Annotated in this window: 18 protein-coding genes and 1 tRNA gene; 10 read left to right on the top strand and 9 right to left on the bottom strand. The window is 32.6% G+C overall.

Translation table 11 applies throughout. The annotated features are described in order from the left end of the window. Positions 1-12: 12 nt before the first annotated feature. Both B4A23_RS15700 and B4A23_RS15695 read right to left on the bottom strand, forming a co-directional pair. Positions 13-720 (bottom strand): 3'-5' exonuclease, encoded by a 708-nt coding sequence (locus B4A23_RS15700; protein WP_291121303.1) that lies wholly within the window; start codon positions 718-720, stop codon positions 13-15. Continuing rightward, positions 695-1900 (bottom strand): serine hydrolase domain-containing protein, encoded by a 1206-nt coding sequence (locus tag B4A23_RS15695; RefSeq protein ID WP_291121301.1) that lies wholly within the window; start codon positions 1898-1900, stop codon positions 695-697. The genes B4A23_RS15700 and B4A23_RS15695 overlap by 26 nt, the downstream gene beginning before the upstream one ends. A gap of 135 nt (positions 1901-2035) precedes the next feature. On the opposite strand from B4A23_RS15695, the gene B4A23_RS15690 reads away from it, so the two are divergent. The 3 genes from B4A23_RS15690 (at position 2036) to B4A23_RS15680 (ending at position 3187) form a co-directional block, all read left to right on the top strand. After that, positions 2036-2638, top strand: coding sequence for a superoxide dismutase (locus B4A23_RS15690; protein ID WP_286501497.1), 603 nt, complete (start codon positions 2036-2038; stop codon positions 2636-2638). A gap of 69 nt (positions 2639-2707) precedes the next feature. Continuing rightward, a complete protein-coding gene (gene folB / locus B4A23_RS15685; protein ID WP_286473837.1) occupies positions 2708-3064 on the top strand; it encodes a dihydroneopterin aldolase in 357 nt (118 codons plus the stop codon). Between the two features lie 52 nt (positions 3065-3116). Then, a tRNA-Cys gene (locus tag B4A23_RS15680) sits at positions 3117-3187 on the top strand. Positions 3188-3663: 476 nt separating this feature from the next. Here the strand turns inward: B4A23_RS15680 and B4A23_RS15675 are convergent. Further along, positions 3664-4062, bottom strand: a complete 399-nt coding sequence (locus B4A23_RS15675; protein ID WP_286512826.1) for a DUF4296 domain-containing protein — start codon at positions 4060-4062, stop codon at positions 3664-3666. Further along, positions 4059-4781, bottom strand: a complete 723-nt coding sequence (locus B4A23_RS15670; RefSeq protein ID WP_286512825.1) for a polyprenol monophosphomannose synthase — start codon at positions 4779-4781, stop codon at positions 4059-4061. Before B4A23_RS15670 ends, B4A23_RS15675 begins: the two co-directional genes overlap by 4 nt. Before the next feature lie 66 nt (positions 4782-4847). Here B4A23_RS15670 and B4A23_RS15665 point away from each other — a divergent pair, with 66 nt between their 5' ends. The 3 genes from B4A23_RS15665 to recJ are packed head-to-tail and all read left to right on the top strand — an operon-like array spanning position 4848 to position 8028. Beyond that, complete coding sequence (locus B4A23_RS15665) at positions 4848-5522, top strand: DUF4271 domain-containing protein (RefSeq protein ID WP_180905712.1); 675 nt, start codon at positions 4848-4850, stop codon at positions 5520-5522. 7 nt (positions 5523-5529) lie between these two features. Further along, positions 5530-6279: a uroporphyrinogen-III synthase gene (locus B4A23_RS15660; protein ID WP_019974792.1), complete on the top strand. Its 750-nt coding sequence runs from the start codon at positions 5530-5532 to the stop codon at positions 6277-6279. Positions 6280-6327: 48 nt separating this feature from the next. Next, positions 6328-8028: a single-stranded-DNA-specific exonuclease RecJ gene (recJ, locus tag B4A23_RS15655; protein WP_114998194.1), complete on the top strand. Its 1701-nt coding sequence runs from the start codon at positions 6328-6330 to the stop codon at positions 8026-8028. Here the strand turns inward: recJ and rsmI are convergent. The 4 genes from rsmI to B4A23_RS15635 form a co-directional block, all read right to left on the bottom strand. Then, complete coding sequence (rsmI, locus tag B4A23_RS15650) at positions 8025-8699, bottom strand: 16S rRNA (cytidine(1402)-2'-O)-methyltransferase (protein WP_286486958.1); 675 nt, start codon at positions 8697-8699, stop codon at positions 8025-8027. The genes recJ and rsmI overlap by 4 nt on opposite strands. 60 nt (positions 8700-8759) lie before the next feature. Beyond that, on the bottom strand, positions 8760-9254 hold the full coding sequence (locus tag B4A23_RS15645) for a DUF4252 domain-containing protein (RefSeq protein WP_286486960.1): 495 nt from the start codon (positions 9252-9254) through the stop codon (positions 8760-8762). A gap of 61 nt (positions 9255-9315) precedes the next feature. Continuing rightward, positions 9316-9588 (bottom strand): hypothetical protein, encoded by a 273-nt coding sequence (locus B4A23_RS15640; protein ID WP_291121296.1) that lies wholly within the window; start codon positions 9586-9588, stop codon positions 9316-9318. Continuing rightward, positions 9588-11324 carry a 1-deoxy-D-xylulose-5-phosphate synthase gene (locus B4A23_RS15635; RefSeq protein WP_291121294.1) on the bottom strand — a complete coding sequence of 579 codons (1737 nt, stop codon included), beginning with the start codon at positions 11322-11324 and terminating at the stop codon, positions 9588-9590. Before B4A23_RS15635 ends, B4A23_RS15640 begins: the two co-directional genes overlap by 1 nt. Positions 11325-11395: 71 nt before the next feature. Between B4A23_RS15635 and B4A23_RS15630 the strand changes: the two genes are divergently transcribed. Genes B4A23_RS15630 through B4A23_RS15615 form a run of 4 tightly spaced genes read left to right on the top strand, consistent with a single transcriptional unit; the run spans position 11396 to position 15033 of the window. Beyond that, positions 11396-11974, top strand: a complete 579-nt coding sequence (locus B4A23_RS15630) for a DUF3109 family protein (protein ID WP_038336749.1) — start codon at positions 11396-11398, stop codon at positions 11972-11974. An 11-nt stretch (positions 11975-11985) separates the two neighbouring features. Then, positions 11986-13647, top strand: a complete 1662-nt coding sequence (locus tag B4A23_RS15625; protein WP_291121292.1) for a DUF6909 family protein — start codon at positions 11986-11988, stop codon at positions 13645-13647. A 5-nt stretch (positions 13648-13652) separates the two neighbouring features. Beyond that, positions 13653-14657 carry a Gfo/Idh/MocA family protein gene (locus tag B4A23_RS15620; RefSeq protein WP_291121290.1) on the top strand — a complete coding sequence of 335 codons (1005 nt, stop codon included), beginning with the start codon at positions 13653-13655 and terminating at the stop codon, positions 14655-14657. Continuing rightward, positions 14638-15033: an acyl-CoA thioesterase gene (locus B4A23_RS15615; protein WP_038336752.1), complete on the top strand. Its 396-nt coding sequence runs from the start codon at positions 14638-14640 to the stop codon at positions 15031-15033. The genes B4A23_RS15620 and B4A23_RS15615 overlap by 20 nt, the downstream gene beginning before the upstream one ends. A gap of 48 nt (positions 15034-15081) precedes the next feature. On the opposite strand, the gene B4A23_RS15610 is transcribed toward B4A23_RS15615, so the two are convergent. Further along, on the bottom strand, positions 15082-15603 hold the full coding sequence (locus B4A23_RS15610) for an acyl-CoA thioesterase (RefSeq protein WP_038336756.1): 522 nt from the start codon (positions 15601-15603) through the stop codon (positions 15082-15084). Positions 15604-15663: the final 60 nt, after the last annotated feature.

Raw genomic sequence — 15663 nt, 5'->3', positions numbered from 1 at the left:
GATTTTTTGTTTTTATAAATCTTCTTTTCGTTGTAAAGGTTGATCGTAGCGCATTTTCCTGAAAACATTAATCAAGGTTACAACATCTTTTTCACAATAATCTTTGATGCGTTCTACATTGTTTTCATCGTAATATACACGCGCAACTTGCGAACCATCGATATCATCTTTCGGAGTAGGAATTTCGAAAACATTTGCCAATAAATCTAATGATGTAAAGTTCTTGTAATCACCAAATTTCCATAACTCCATTGTGTCTAAATGCTGAACTTCCCATGGTTTTTTACCAAATAATTGCAAAATAGCTGGAATTTCAATTTGATTAATCATCATTCGGCGAGCGATGTACGGAAAATCGAATTCTTTTCCGTTGTGCGCACATATAATATGATCAGGCTTGAAAAAGTTTTCAATTAACATTGAATTAAAATCTTCTAACAATTTTTTCTCATCATGTCCATAAAAACTTTTGATGTGAATAAAAGAATCTTTGACAACAATTCCGACCGAAATACAGACTATTTTCCCGAATTCAGCCATAATTCCAGCGCGTTCGTGGTAAAATTCTTCAGGAGAAACTTCATTATTATTGCGTTGATAAGCTGTTTTCTTTTCCCAAAGCGCTTGTGTTCTTTCAGACAAAAGATTCCAATCATCGGTTTGTGGAACCGTTTCGATGTCTAAAAATAATATTTTACTGTATGGAATTCGTTGGATCATTTTCTTTCACTTTTTGATTAATTCTCATCGCTTCGTCTACCAATCGATAAACATCACCATCTGCAATTGGACGATTATTTGGCTGATCATTATGCGTTTTTCCAGTTCGAACTACAACTAATTTTTCTGAAGGAATTACAATGATACGTTGTCCTAAATGTCCTAGCATCGCATAAAAAGGCGTTTTGTAATTGTAATCCATCCAAACTGAATAACCATAAATTTGCGGTTCATTTGGTCCGAATGCTTTTTTGTTTGGTAAAACCATTTTCTGAACAAATGTTGAATCCAAAATTTGTTTTCCGTACCAATTTCCATCATTCAATAATAATTGTCCAAGTTTGGCAAAATCTCGAGCTGTCGCATTGAAGCAACAATAGGTTTTCTCCATTCCTTTCGGATTATCTTTCGACCATTGCGCATCTAATTCCATACCCATAGGCTGCCAAAATTCTTCTTGAAAATATTGTGATAACGATTTACTTTTTAACGCGCGTTCAATCACAATTCCTAATAATTGAGTGTCACTCGATTGATATTTGAAATGTCCGCCAGGTTGAGAAACAAATTTTCGATCTAACATTTGTTTAACGATATCATCGCCGTAATACGCTTTTGCAGTAGGATTGAGCGGAAAATAATAATCTTCGTCCCAATCATAACCAGATGTCATAGCAGATAAATCACCAACTGTACATTCAGCTCCAAATTTATCATCTTTAAATTCGGGAATGAAATCTGTTATTTTTTGATCTAAACTTTTGATATAACCTTGCTCAATCGCTTTTCCTAACATCATTGTTGTGAATGTTTTCGCCATCGAAAAAGAATTGGTAATATCATTTTGCGCATATCCATTAAAATAATATTCGCTCAAAATTTGATTATCTTTTATAATAACCAATCCAGCAGTTCCGAAATCGTTCATCTCTTTTTCGAAATTAGCTGACAACGGAAATTGATTATAATCTAAATGTTGATGCCAAACTCGCGGTGCACCTGCCAAAATTACATTGTTATCAAAATCTTTGTAATCGTTGATATTTGCAGTGCTTTCACCTTTCATATAGGTTAATTTTACGCCACGAAAAATGTAGTCATTCCCTGTTGCATAAAGAATTAGGATTAATACACAAATGATTATGATGAACCATTTTATTATTTTCCAAAGTATTTTCATTTCAAAAATTTAGAATCTTTTACTAAAATAAGCTTTTACTATTAAATAATGTTAAAATTCTATCATTTCGGAATCATATTTGTTGAGTTATTGTGTATCTTTATACAAGAAAATTAAATCTAAAAAATAAATATTATGGCTTTTGAATTAGCAAAATTACCTTATGCATTTGATGCATTAGAACCTCATATTGACGCAAAAACAATGGAAATTCACCATGACAAACACCATGCTGCGTATACAAATAACTTGAATGCTGCTATTGAAGGAACTGATTTAGCAAACGCTACAATCGAAGAAATTTTAGCAAAAGGAACTGACAAACCAGCTGTTCGTAACAATGGTGGTGGTTTTTACAATCACAATTTATTCTGGGAAATTTTAACTCCAGGTGGTGCTAATCAACCAACTGCAGAAGTTTCTGATGCAATTAACGCTGCTTTTGGATCTTTTGAAGCTTTCAAAGATGAGTTTTCTAAAGCTGCTGCAACACGCTTTGGTTCAGGATGGGCTTGGTTAATCGTAAAAGATGGAAAATTAGTTGTAACATCAACTCCAAATCAAGATTCTACTTTGATGCCAGTTGCTGATGTACAGGGATTTCCAGTTTTAGGATTAGATGTTTGGGAACATGCTTATTACTTAAATTACCAAAACCGTCGTCCTGATTATATTGAGGCTTTCTTCTCTGTAATTAACTGGGATAAAGTTGCGGAAAGATTTGCATCTGCAAAATAATAAGGTTTAAAAAATTAAACAATACAAGACTTGTGTAGAAATACGCAAGTCTTTTTTTATCTTTGGACTATGGGAATAATTATTTTAGAAAATATAAAAATATATTCGAATCACGGATGTTTAGATGAAGAAGCACGCATTGGTTCTGATTATTTGGTTGATTTGGAAGCGCATGCTGACTTTACAAAAGCAACAGAATCGGATGAATTGGTTGATGCTTTGGATTATGTTTCGTTAAATAAAATTGTGAAGGAAGAAGTAGGTATTCGTTCAAAACTTTTGGAACATGTTTGTAAAAGAGTGTTAGATCGTATAGGTCAGGAACTTACGAGTGTTACGTATGCAAAAGTAAAATTATCAAAGCTGAATCCTCCTATTGGTGGGCATGTAGAAAAAGTGAGTGTTATTTTAGAAAAATCGTATTAAACTTTTTTTTTCTGAAATTATTGCTATATTTGCAGTCCAAAAGAACGGGAATGGTTCCTTGACCGAGAGGCTAGGTAGCGGTCTGCAAAACCGTCCACAGCGGTTCGAATCCGCTAGGAACCTCAAAAGCTCTAATCAAATTGATTAGAGCTTTTTTTATTTTTATTCATTTACTTTTCTACAAAAAAAGCCTCACAATAGTTATCGAAAGGCTTTTAAATCTATCAACTATTAACTACCTGTGAGTAGTTATTACCTTATGCAATATTGCGAAACTAAGATGATTTCCTTTAAGATAAATACAGGGATTTGTTCGTTAAGAATTCAAAAATATTAAGATGGTTAAAGCAGCTATTATAATTAAAATAGAAACGATAACGACGTCTTTATAATTGATTGTTTTCGAACCAAATCCAACTTTCTTTGATTTACTTATCTTTTTAGATTGCATCAGAAGGATTTTTTAGTTGATACAAATATAGATTATAAATTTAATTGATTAAGAAGTTTATAATTAAATAATTGTAAAAATTACAATATAATTATAAGGTAAATTATAACAAACAAAAAACCTCAAGCGATTCACTTGAGGTTTTTTGTTATTTTTCTGCTTCTATAGTATTATTTAAGCTATTCTTTTGATTTTTTTGACGCTCTTTTTCTTCATCAGATAATTTATCTTCAAGATTTTTTTTCACATCATTCAGCATTTCTTTGAATTTTTCGGGCTGCATCATATAATATTTGTAGCTCTCAGAAAATTGATGAAACGTGATATCATAACTTTTCATAATATCTACCGCATCATTTGCTAAATCTATACTTTGATCTTGGTTTTGAGTAGGAAACATCTGCAAACCTTGTTGACTGATATATAAATCAGTAAGAATATCAATCATTTCAGATTGATTGATGAGATCTTTTGGTTTGTCGTAATTTTTTGGTGCGCAACTAAAAATACTCAAAAAAATCAGTGATAAAAAGATCAAGTTTTTCATAATTTACCAAATATTTTTCTTAATCGTAACGAAATTACACCAAAAACGGCTTCTCCAATAATATCAGAACTAATTTTTGATTCGCCTAAAGTTCTGTCTGTAAAAATAATCGGAACTTCTTTTAGCTTAAATTTCTTAATCCACGTTTTATACTTCATTTCAATCTGAAAACCATACCCTTTGAACTGTATTTTATCCAAATCCAAAGATTTCAACACGTTTGCTCTATAACCAACAAATCCTGCTGTAGCATCATGAACAGGTAGTCGCGTGATGATGCTCACATATTTCGACGCAAAATAAGACAATAAAACCCTGTTCATTGGCCAATTCACAACATTTACACCGTTAGAATAGCGTGAGCCAATTGCTAAATCGGCACCATCTGCTAAGGCTTGGTATAAGCGAGGTAAATCATTTGGATTGTGTGAAAAATCGGCATCCATTTCGAAAATATATTCGTAATTATTTGCTAAAGCCCACTTAAATCCATGAACATAAGCGCGTCCTAAACCATCTTTTGTGGTACGAATCTCTAAATGCAAACGTCCATTACATTCAGGAATCAAACGTTTTACAATATCATTCGTTCCATCTGGAGAACTGTCGTCAACAATAAGCACATCAAATGCTCCGTCAACAGCCAAAGCTGCACGAATAATGGCTTCTATGTTTTCTTTTTCGTTGTAGGTCGGGATAATAACTAATTTGTCCGACATAAATATTATTTTGTGGGCATAAAGATAGTTATAAGATTGTTAGTCTTTTGTATTTTTGAAAAAATTATGAAAACAAACGATTTAATCTCGATAGGAAAAAATACACTTGGCAATGATACTGTTCTTATTGCTCTGACGGTGTGTTTGTTATTGGTTTGTGCAGCAAAATACTTGTTTGCGAAAAATTTCAAAACGCTAGATAATAAAACCGAATACATGAGTTTTACGGATGATAATACGACATTATTTAGTTTTATTGTCAATGGTGTGACGGTTTTGCTGATAAGTTTGTTGTTGGTTTCGTATTTTGATATTACATATAATCATATTCCAAATTTTAAGTTTTATTATCTTTCACGTGTCGGAATTACCTTTGGTGTAATTAGTTTGATTATGCTTTTTAGGTTGATGATTGAGGTAATTTTTTATCGTGTTTTCTACGAATCTAGTTCTGTTTCATATTTTATGAAAAGTTCGAGTTTTGTCAATGCAAAAAATGTTTTACTCTTACTTATTATTTGTTTTTTGTTTTTTTACACACAAATTAACAAAGATTACTTGATGGTGATTGGCTTTATTTTGTTGTTTTTGAATAGAATATTCGAAATTTATCATATATACGCAAAACAAATAAGTGACAATAAATCAGTTTGGTATTATAATATTTTGTACCTTTGCACCCTAGAAATTTTACCTATAATGGTATTAGCAAAACTATTAATTGTAGGTAAAGTAATCTAAAATTACTATGAAAGTTAAATCAATATTAGTATCTCAACCTAAGCCTCAGGCAGAAAACTCGCCATACTACGAGATTGAAAAAAGAAATAAAATCAAAATTGATTTTAGACCATTTATCCAAGTTGTCGGAATAGACGCTAAAGAAGTAAGACAACAAAAAATTGACTTTAGCAAAGTGACTGCTGTAATTTTTACAAGTAGAAACGCTATTGATCATTTTTTCCGTTTAGCAGAAGAAATGCGCTTTACTGTTCCTGACTCTATGAAATATTTTTGCGAATCAGAAGCAATTGCATTCTATTTACAGAAATACATTGTTTACAGAAAACGTAAAATTTATATTGGAGAAAAAGTTTTTGCGGATATGGTGCCTTTATTTAAAAAGCACAAAGACGAAAACTTTTTATTACCAGCATCTGATGTTTTAAAACCAAATGTTCCTACTTTACTAGATAGTTTAGGATTAACTTGGCAAAAAGCAACTTTGTTTAGAACTGTTTCGAGTGATTTATCTGATTTGTCTGATGTAAAATACGATATTTTAGTATTTTTTACACCTTCAGGAATCAAATCATTATTCGAAAATTTCCCAGATTTCGTGCAAGAAAATACAAGAATTGCCGTTTTCGGAAAATCGACAGTAGATCAAGCAAAAGAGATGGGATTACGTGTAGACATTGAGGTGCCAACACCACAAACGCCTTCAATGACAATGGCGTTAGATAAATACGTGAAAGAAGCAAATAAATCAAAATAATATTCGCTTTACCCTTCTCTCTAATTAAAAAATATGTAAATTAAAGAGATGGAAAAAAGATGGGAAATAAAAGAACAGCCCAATACTGAAGTTGTTAAGGATTTAAGAGAATCGCTTAACATTTCTGAGGTGCTTGCTATTTTATTAGCCCAACGTGGAATTACGAATTTTGCGCAAGCCAAATCGTATTTTAATCCATCCTTAGACGAATTGCATGATCCTTTCTTGATGAAAGGAATGTCTGATGCGGTTTCACGTATCAAAAATGCAATTGATGACGAAGAAAATATCTTAATATTTGGAGACTACGATGTAGATGGAACAACAGCCGTAACTTTGTTTTACGAATTTCTGACTTCTATCTACTCGAAAGTCTTTTTTTATATTCCTGACCGAAATAATGAAGGTTATGGAATCTCTCAACAAAGTATAGAATTCGCTGTACAAAACAATATTTCACTTGTAATTGCTTTAGACTGTGGAATAAAAGCACACGAAGAAATAAAATATGCCCAATCAAAAGGCATAGATTATATTATTTGTGATCACCATTTACCAGATCGTTCTGTGCCAAAAGCGTACGCTGTTTTAGATCCGAAACAAAAGGGTTGTCGTTATCCTTACAAAGATTTGAGCGGTTGTGGCGTTGGGTTTAAATTGGTGCAAGCTTATACAGAGAAATTTAATCTTCCGAAAGAAAATCTTTTACCACTTTTAGATTTAGTTGCAGTAAGTATTGCGGCTGATATTGTTCCGATTACAGGAGAAAATCGTGTGTTGGCTTATGCTGGCTTGAAACGATTAAATTCAGATCCTCGTTTGGCTTTTCAGCAATTAATTCCGACTAATATTAAAAATAATGTCAATATTTCGAATGTTGTTTTTTCTATTGCTCCAAAAATTAATGCTGCAGGTCGTATAAAACATGGTTCGGAAGCGGTTCGTTTTATGTTGAGTACAGATGAAGAGGATTGCCGTAAATATTTGAATGATATTAATTCATTAAATAATGAACGTAAAACCTTGGATCTTGATATGACGCATGATGCACTTTTTCAATTAGATCAAATCAATACCAAAGAAAAATATTCGACCATTGTTTACGATGCGTCTTGGAATAAAGGTGTAATCGGAATTGTAGCTTCTCGTTTGGTCGATTTGTATTATAAACCAACTATTGTTTGTACAAAGAATAATGAAGGCGAAATTGTAGGTTCGGCTCGCTCTATTCAAGAGTTCGATATACATTCGGCAATCGAAAAAAACAAAGATTTGCTAACACAGTTTGGTGGACATATGGCTGCAGCTGGTTTAGCAATGAAAGAAGAAAATTTCGAAGAATTCAAGATTAGATTTGATCAAACAGTGAAAGAAATGTCGAATGGAAAACATTTTACGCCATCAATTTTGATTGATAAAGAGATTTCTTTTAACGATATGACGCGTTCTTTCTTAGAATCGGTGATGCGAATGGCGCCTTTTGGACCAGATAATATGAATCCTGTTTTTATTTCGAAGGATTTATTGGCAACCGATTTCCGATTAGTTGGTAAAGAGCACGCACGTTTGTACGTACATCAGCGCGATACACGTATTACGTTTCCTGCGATTGGTTTCAAATTAGGGAAATTTGGACCAAAATTAGAGAAAGGACAATCATTTGATATGGTTTACACAATCGGAATGAATTATTGGCAAGGAAAAGGAACTTGGCAATTGAATATAAAAGATATTCGTTTCAACGATTAATGATTTCCTTCTACAACTAAAACCATTTCACCTTTCAAATTTCTTTTTTCGGCTATTTCGGCTAATTCAGTTAATGTTCCACGTAAAGTTTCTTCAAATTTTTTCGAGATTTCGCGTGATAAACTTGCTTTGCGTTCAGCTCCAAAAGTTTCGGCTAAATCTTTCAAAGTACGTCCAATTTTATGTGGAGATTCGTAGAAAATCATCGTTTTCTTTTCTTCTAACAATGAATCTAATTTAGATTTTCTTCCTTTTTTTACAGGTAAAAATCCAACAAAAGTGAATTCGTTATTTGGTAATCCAGAAACAACTAATGCAGGAACAAAAGCGGTTGCGCCTGGTAAACATTCGATCACAATATTATTTGCCACACATTCTTTGGCTAACAAATAACCTGGGTCAGAAATACCTGGAGTTCCGGCATCTGTAATAATTGAAATGATTTGTCCATCTTTTAACTGACGAATAATATCCTCAGTTGCTTGATGCTCATTGTGCATGTGATAGCTACGCATTGGAGTAGAAATTTCGAAATGTTTCAGTAAAATACCACTATTTCGCGTGTCTTCTGCCAAAATCACATCCGATTCTTTTAGCACATCAACCGCTCTAAATGTCATATCTCCCAAATTTCCGATTGGCGTCGGAACCAAATATAATTTTCCACTCATGCGACAAAGTTACAAAGTAATTTCAAAAGAAAAAGCCAGCAAATTAGCTGGCTTCTTATATTATTTCAAAATATCTGCTAAATCTGCAATATCTTCAGCTGAAACTTTATCCAAAATTTTATCTAAATCTGTTCTTGGAATATCTAATTTAGAATCGATAACCAATACATTTCGCAAACCGTTAATTCCAAAAATCATTTTCTTAACTCGTCCTCCATCTTCTTGTAATGAAATGTTCAAACGGCTATCTTTCGCTTTGAATTTTACTAAGTTTTCGTATTTTTCACCACGCATAGACGATTGCAAATCGTTCATGATTCTTTTTTGTTTTCCTTGTCCTGCATCTGAAACAACAAAAACTTTAGCCGATTTTAAATAATTAAATAAATCTGTTCCGCCAGCTTTTCCAGCTAATTTCAACGCAAAAGAAGGTAAAGGAATTACAGTAGATTGATTGTCATATTTTGTGTAGAATTCTTGCATATTTCTTGTTGTACCGCAAGATTGCAATGTTAACAATACTGCTATAAAAGATAAACCGATTATTTTTTTCATTGTTGTTGTGTTTATAAATTAGAGAAAGATATAACAACTCTCGTACCGAAAATTATGAAGTTTAAAAATATTCAATAATTCCTAAAATCAAATAAATAATAGAAGAAATTATAAGGAGAAATCCAATAATATATATTCCTTTAATTCTTGTGTTATTTATTCTTCTTAATTGTTCATTACTATATTCTAATCTTTCTTTTTCTTCTAAACCAAAACGAAAATCGGGGTTTATTTCTTTCTTTTTAAATGGATTGTGGAATAAGATTGAAAAAATAAAAGTTCCTAAACCAAATAAAAAAAGATCTAAAGCATTTTTGAAATATTCGTTTTCCATTATAAATAACTTTTTATCATTTCCAATATTGATGAATCATCTAAACCAACCATTTGTTCTAATTCAGAAATTGAAGCATGTTCAATAAATTCATCTAGATATCCATTAGTTGTGATATTTCCTTTGTAATGAAGAGTATTCAAAAACTCTAAAATTTCACTTCCGAAACCACCTTTTTTGATTCCATCTTCAAAAGTTAGAATGATAGAATATTTTAATGAAATAGCTTTTAAGCGAGATTCATCTAAAGGTTTGATAAACGGAAAATCAATCAAAGCGACTTTATCTTGAAGATGATTTTGGATGATAATTTCTTCGATTCGAGAACTTATCAATCCAGTTGAAAGAATCGCTAATTTATTTCCTTCAAAAATAATTTCAGATTGACCGATTTCTATTTTTTCGACTTTAGAATCATTTGTTTTGATATTATTTTTTGGATAACGAATCGCAAAAGGTTGAGTTGTAAATTGTGCTGTGTACAATAGATTTTTGAAATCTTTTTCGTTTCGAGGCGAAGACACAATCATATTCGGAATTTCGCGCAAATATGCAATATCAAAATAACCATGATGCGTCGCGCCATCTGTACCAACGAATCCTGCACGATCAATACAAAATACAACAGGTAGATTCTGCAAAGCTACATCGTGAATGACTTGGTCGTATGCACGTTGTAAAAATGTCGAATAAATCACACAATACGGAATGGTATTTTGCGTCGCCAGACCAGCTGCAAACGTCACCGCATGTTGTTCTGCAATCCCGACATCAAAAACACGTTCAGGAAAATCTTGATGACATTTCACCAAATTACTTCCTGTTAACATTGCAGGCGTTATCGCAACGATTTGTGAGTTATCTTCAAGTAATTGATGCATGGTTTCACCAAAAACATCTTGATACGATTTTTCTTTTTTCTTTGATTTTATTTCGCCCGTTTCTTTATCAAACAAACCTGGAGCATGCCATTTTACTTGATCGATTTCGGCTTGTTCGTAACCTTTTCCTTTTATTGTTTTGATGTGTAAAACTTTCGGACCTTTGATTGAATCAGCTTTATTGAAAGCATTCAATAATTCATCAAAATTGTGTCCATCAATTGTTCCAATAAAATTTAAACTGAAATTGGTAAAGATATTTTCGGATTGATTTTCTAATGATTTAAAATGTTTTTTCAAACCACCAACCGAAGGATCAATTCCGATATCATTATCATTCAGAATCACTAAAACATCCAAATCTGTCGATCCAAGATGATTCAAAGCTTCCAAACTCATTCCAGAAGTAATCGATGCATCACCAATAATCGCAATATGTTTTCTATTGATTTGATTAATTTTATCCGCAGTTGCCATCCCAACAATTGCTGAAATAGAGGTAGAAGAATGTCCTGTTCCGAATGTGTCAAACTCACTTTCTATACGCGTTGGAAAACCAGAAATACCATTTTTTTGACGTAACGAATCAAAAATTTTTTGACGACCTGTCAAAATTTTATGCGGATAACATTGATGACCTACATCCCAAATCAACAAATCTTTAGGTGTATTGTAGTGATAATGTAATGCAATCGTTAACTCAATCACACCCAAACTAGCACCTAGATGTCCTGGTTTTACACTCAAAGTATCCAAAATAAACTCGCGCATCTCGTGAGCTAAAGCAGTTAATTGAGACGCTTCAAAAGTCCTAAGTTCCTTAGGATGATTGATTTTTGAAAGTAGATTATCCATTATTCTTTTACAAAATTACATTTTTCTGAGGAATTTTCCGTACCTTTGCATGTTACAAAATTTAATGTAACATGTTCCAAATAGGAAAAACCCTTGTATCTGAAGAACTACTAAATGAAGATTTTGTTTGTAATCTGAACAAATGTAAAGGGATTTGTTGTGTAGAAGGTGACGCAGGAGCGCCTTTGAATGATGACGAACTAACTGTATTAGACGATATTTATGAAGATGTAAAACCTTATTTGCGTCCCGAAGGAATTGCGGTGATTGAGCAAGAAGGTAAGTACACAATGGATACTGATGGCGATTGGGTAACTCCATTAGTCAATAATCGCGAATGTGCTTATTTAGTTTTCGAAGAAAATGGTTTTTCAAAATGTGGAATTGAAAAAGCATACGAAGACGGAAAGGTCGATTACAAAAAACCGATTTCTTGTCATTTGTATCCAGTTCGTGTTAAGGAATATTCAAATTTCACTTCTGTTAACTATGATGTATGGGATATCTGCTCGGATGCTTGTACCTTAGGAAAAGAATTGAAAGTGAATGTTGCAACATTTGCAAAAGATTCGTTAGTCCGAAAATTTGGACAAGAATGGTACGATGAATTAATGGCCATTCAACAAGAATTAAACAACCAAAAAAAGTAAAAAAAATTATTATGTCAATAACAAGAGCAAGAAGATCTACTGACGCTATTGAAAGATTATATATCTCTATGCGTCATTTATTTCATAGAGGAGTGTACCGCCCATCTGGAGCACCTGGAAAAATATTAAGAAATTTATTATTCGAAATTAATCCAGAAATCTACGGATCAATGACAGATCCAAACAAAGTAGAATTAAGTGGATTAATGTATGTTTTAGATCGTTTACCAGAAGGAATCGTAGAAACACCTTATGTGTCTTTTACATCTGACGAAGGCTATGATCGTTCTATTTTTACACCAATTATTCCTGCAAAACGTCGTCGTTTTTGCTATAGAATTGATGATGATCAAATGAATATCGAAATATCTCGCGGTCGTTCTGATATCTATGATGTGTTGACCCACTTAACGTTTTTATACAATGAGGCGGATAAAATCAGAAATAGAGCATTCAGTAACGAAACACTTTCTAAAAGTAGAGCGTGGGAATTTATCGAAAATGTTGTATTCAATGAAGTTGAAATTTCTCGAAAAGAACGTGAAGTTGCTTTGATGCATTTATCGACTATTTTAGGAAGAACGTTTGAAGAAACACAAGAAATTCATCATTATTTCAGTAAAGCAGACGACAAAGATTATTTTTTCCGTGTAGTTTATTGGATGGGATACACAAGTCAACAAGATCGTATCGGAACTAAGAAACGTGAAATTACATTTACATCAACTTTACGTGAATCGATAGGTCACCATATGATTGGAGAAAAATGGGCGAATGAAATCAAACGTGTATTATTCGAAAATAATCTTCAAGATAAAAACATTCATATCATTTCTGCTAATATGCACAGTGTTTCGAACATGTTGTATGCATATGATGGATTGAAAAGAAAATACAAAAATGATGGAGTAGAAATTTACGAAGATTTAAGTGCGGCAAACAACAAAATGTTGCGCGATTCGTTAAATGAATACACTCAACAAAATGGTTTAGTTTATATCAAAGATCAATCAGGAACAAATATCGATGTTCAAATTATTGATTTATCTAAAGTAAACATTGCAAATTCAGCATTTTCTTACGCAAAAGATAAGAACAATGAGGTGATTATTGTGATGGATTATGCTTTTGGTGAGCAAGCATTTGAAGCGATGGATGAGTTGTTGAAACCATACAAAGTTGGAGATGTAAAATTCAAAATGAATGTAAAATCTGTTGCGATTATGGGTAAAGCCGGAATTTTAGAAGGAAATAAAGGTGATATTATGATTGCTACAGCGCATGTTTTCGAAGGAACTACAGATAATTATGTTTTTGATAACGAATTAACTGCTGCAGATTTCGAAGGTCAAGGTTTAGGTGTTTACGAAGGACCAATGATTTCGGTTTTAGGAACATCGTTGCAAAATAAAGACGTTTTAGAATATTTCAAAAATTCGTCTTTCCAAGCGATTGGATTAGAAATGGAAGGTGCGCATTACCAAAAAGCGATTCAGGTTGCGTCAAAAATTAGACATCACATCGATAAAGATGTTAAAGTAATGTACGCATATTACGCTTCAGATAATCCGTTAGAAACAGGAAGTACATTGGCTTCTGGAGGTTTAGGATTAACAGGTGTAAAACCAACATATCTAATCACTCAAAAGATATTAGAAAAAATTATTAAATAAATTCAATGAAGAATTTTTCCATTTTAGGCTACGGTCATATTGGACGTGTACATCAACAAGCGATAGAGGAAACGGAAAACGCGCAATTAATTTCGGTGATTGATTTCAATTTACCAGAAGATTTGCCTTTCAAAGGTTATTCAACACTTGAAAGTTTTCTGAACGAAGATCAAGAGACGGATGTTGTTGTGATTGCTACGCCAAATGGTTTGCACCGTGAACATGCGATTCGTTGCTTAAAAGCTGGAAAAAATGTTTTGATTGAAAAACCAATTGCATTAACAGTAGAAGATATTACTGAAATACTGAAAGTTGCCGACGAAAAGAAACTTAGAGTTTTTTCTTCAATGCAACTTCGTTTTTCTCCAGTTGTGCAATATGTAAAGAATTTGATTGACAATAATTCGTTAGGAAAAGTTTTCATGGTGAATATTAATTGCTATTGGAATCGTAATAAGAATTATTATAAGTTGCGTGAATGGCACGGAAACCAAAAAATGGACGGAGGTGTTTTATTTACTCAATTTTCACATTTTGTTGATATCATGAATTTTTGGTTTGATGAGGTAATTTGTACAAATTCAAAAAGTTTCAATTTTACACATCAAGAAGTGACAGAATTTGATGATTCGGGTTGTGTTGATTTTACTGCTGATGGAGCAATCGGACATATGATTTATACAACATCAGTTTTCAATAAAAATTTCGAAAGTAATATCACGCTTATTGGAGAAAAAGGAACAATTAAGATTGGAGATCAATATCTTAATCAAATGATTTATTCTGATTTAAAAAATGTGTGTTGTTCAAACAAAATTTCTACTGAACAAAAGAATTTTCATCCCAACGCCATTGCCGAAATTTCTGATGCGTTAATCCGTCATAATGAATCTTTGTTAGATGGAAAATATGCTGTAAATTTAGTCAAGTTTATTTCGGATGCGAATCATTTGGCAACAGAAAATAAACAAGAACTTAAAACAGAGAACTATGAAATTTCACACTCGTAAATGGGTAAAACCGGAAGATCTTAATCCAAATAAAACACTTTTTGGAGGAAAGCTTTTGGCTTGGATTGATGAAGAAGCGGCGTTATATAGCATTGTGCAATTAGAAAATTCGCATGTTGTAACCAAATATATGTCTGAAATCAACTTTATGGCTTCGGCTCGTGAAGGTGATATTGTGGAAATAGGAATTGAGGTGGTGAAATTTGGAACAACTTCATTGGTTTTACAATGTGAAGTACGTAACAAAATGACGCATGAAACCATTATTACAGTCGATCGAATTACAATGGTAAATTTAGACGCAGAAGGAAAACCTAAACCGCACGGGAAAACACAAATAGAATATGTGGTGGATCGTTTAGCAGGAAAAGGTTAAAAAATTATATCAATAAAAAAGTCGAAACATTGTTTCGACTTTTTTATTTTATTCTGCTATAAATAACGATTTCAATTCGTGTGCATCAGCAGGATTCATTCTTCCCGCCAAAATCAAACTTAATTGTTTACGACGCAAAGCAGCTTCATAACGTTCGATTTCTTGTTCAGATTCTGGAATTAATTCAGGAACTTGAACAGGTTTATTATCATTGTCAACGGCCACAAATGTGTAAATACCACTGTTTGTTTGGTTATAAACACAATTTTCGTAATCGTAAACGTAAACATCAACATAAACTTCCATCGATGATTTGAATGCGCGAGTTACCTTAGATTCTAACTTCACCGTACTTCCCATCGGAATCGGAATGTTAAACGCAACGTGATTAACACTTGCTGTTACAACCAAAAAACTTCCACCATGCATTTTCGCAGAAATAGAAGAAATTCTGTCCATAGAAGCCAATAATTCGCCTCCAAACATGTTTCCTAAATTGTTGGTTTCATTCGGTAAAACCAAGTTTGTCATTACTGCTAACGACTCTTTTGCTGTTTTTGCTTTCGCCATAAACTTTTGTTTGTTGGGTGCAAATTTCAACAAAATATTTGAGTTTTGAAACAGTTATTA

Source organism: Empedobacter sp. UBA7248 (assembly GCF_002472945.1).
Taxonomy (GTDB): Bacteria; Bacteroidota; Bacteroidia; order Flavobacteriales; family Weeksellaceae; genus Empedobacter; species Empedobacter falsenii_C.
The sequence above is the reverse complement of the archived record's forward strand: the minus strand, read 5'-3'. Positions and strand labels throughout refer to the sequence as shown.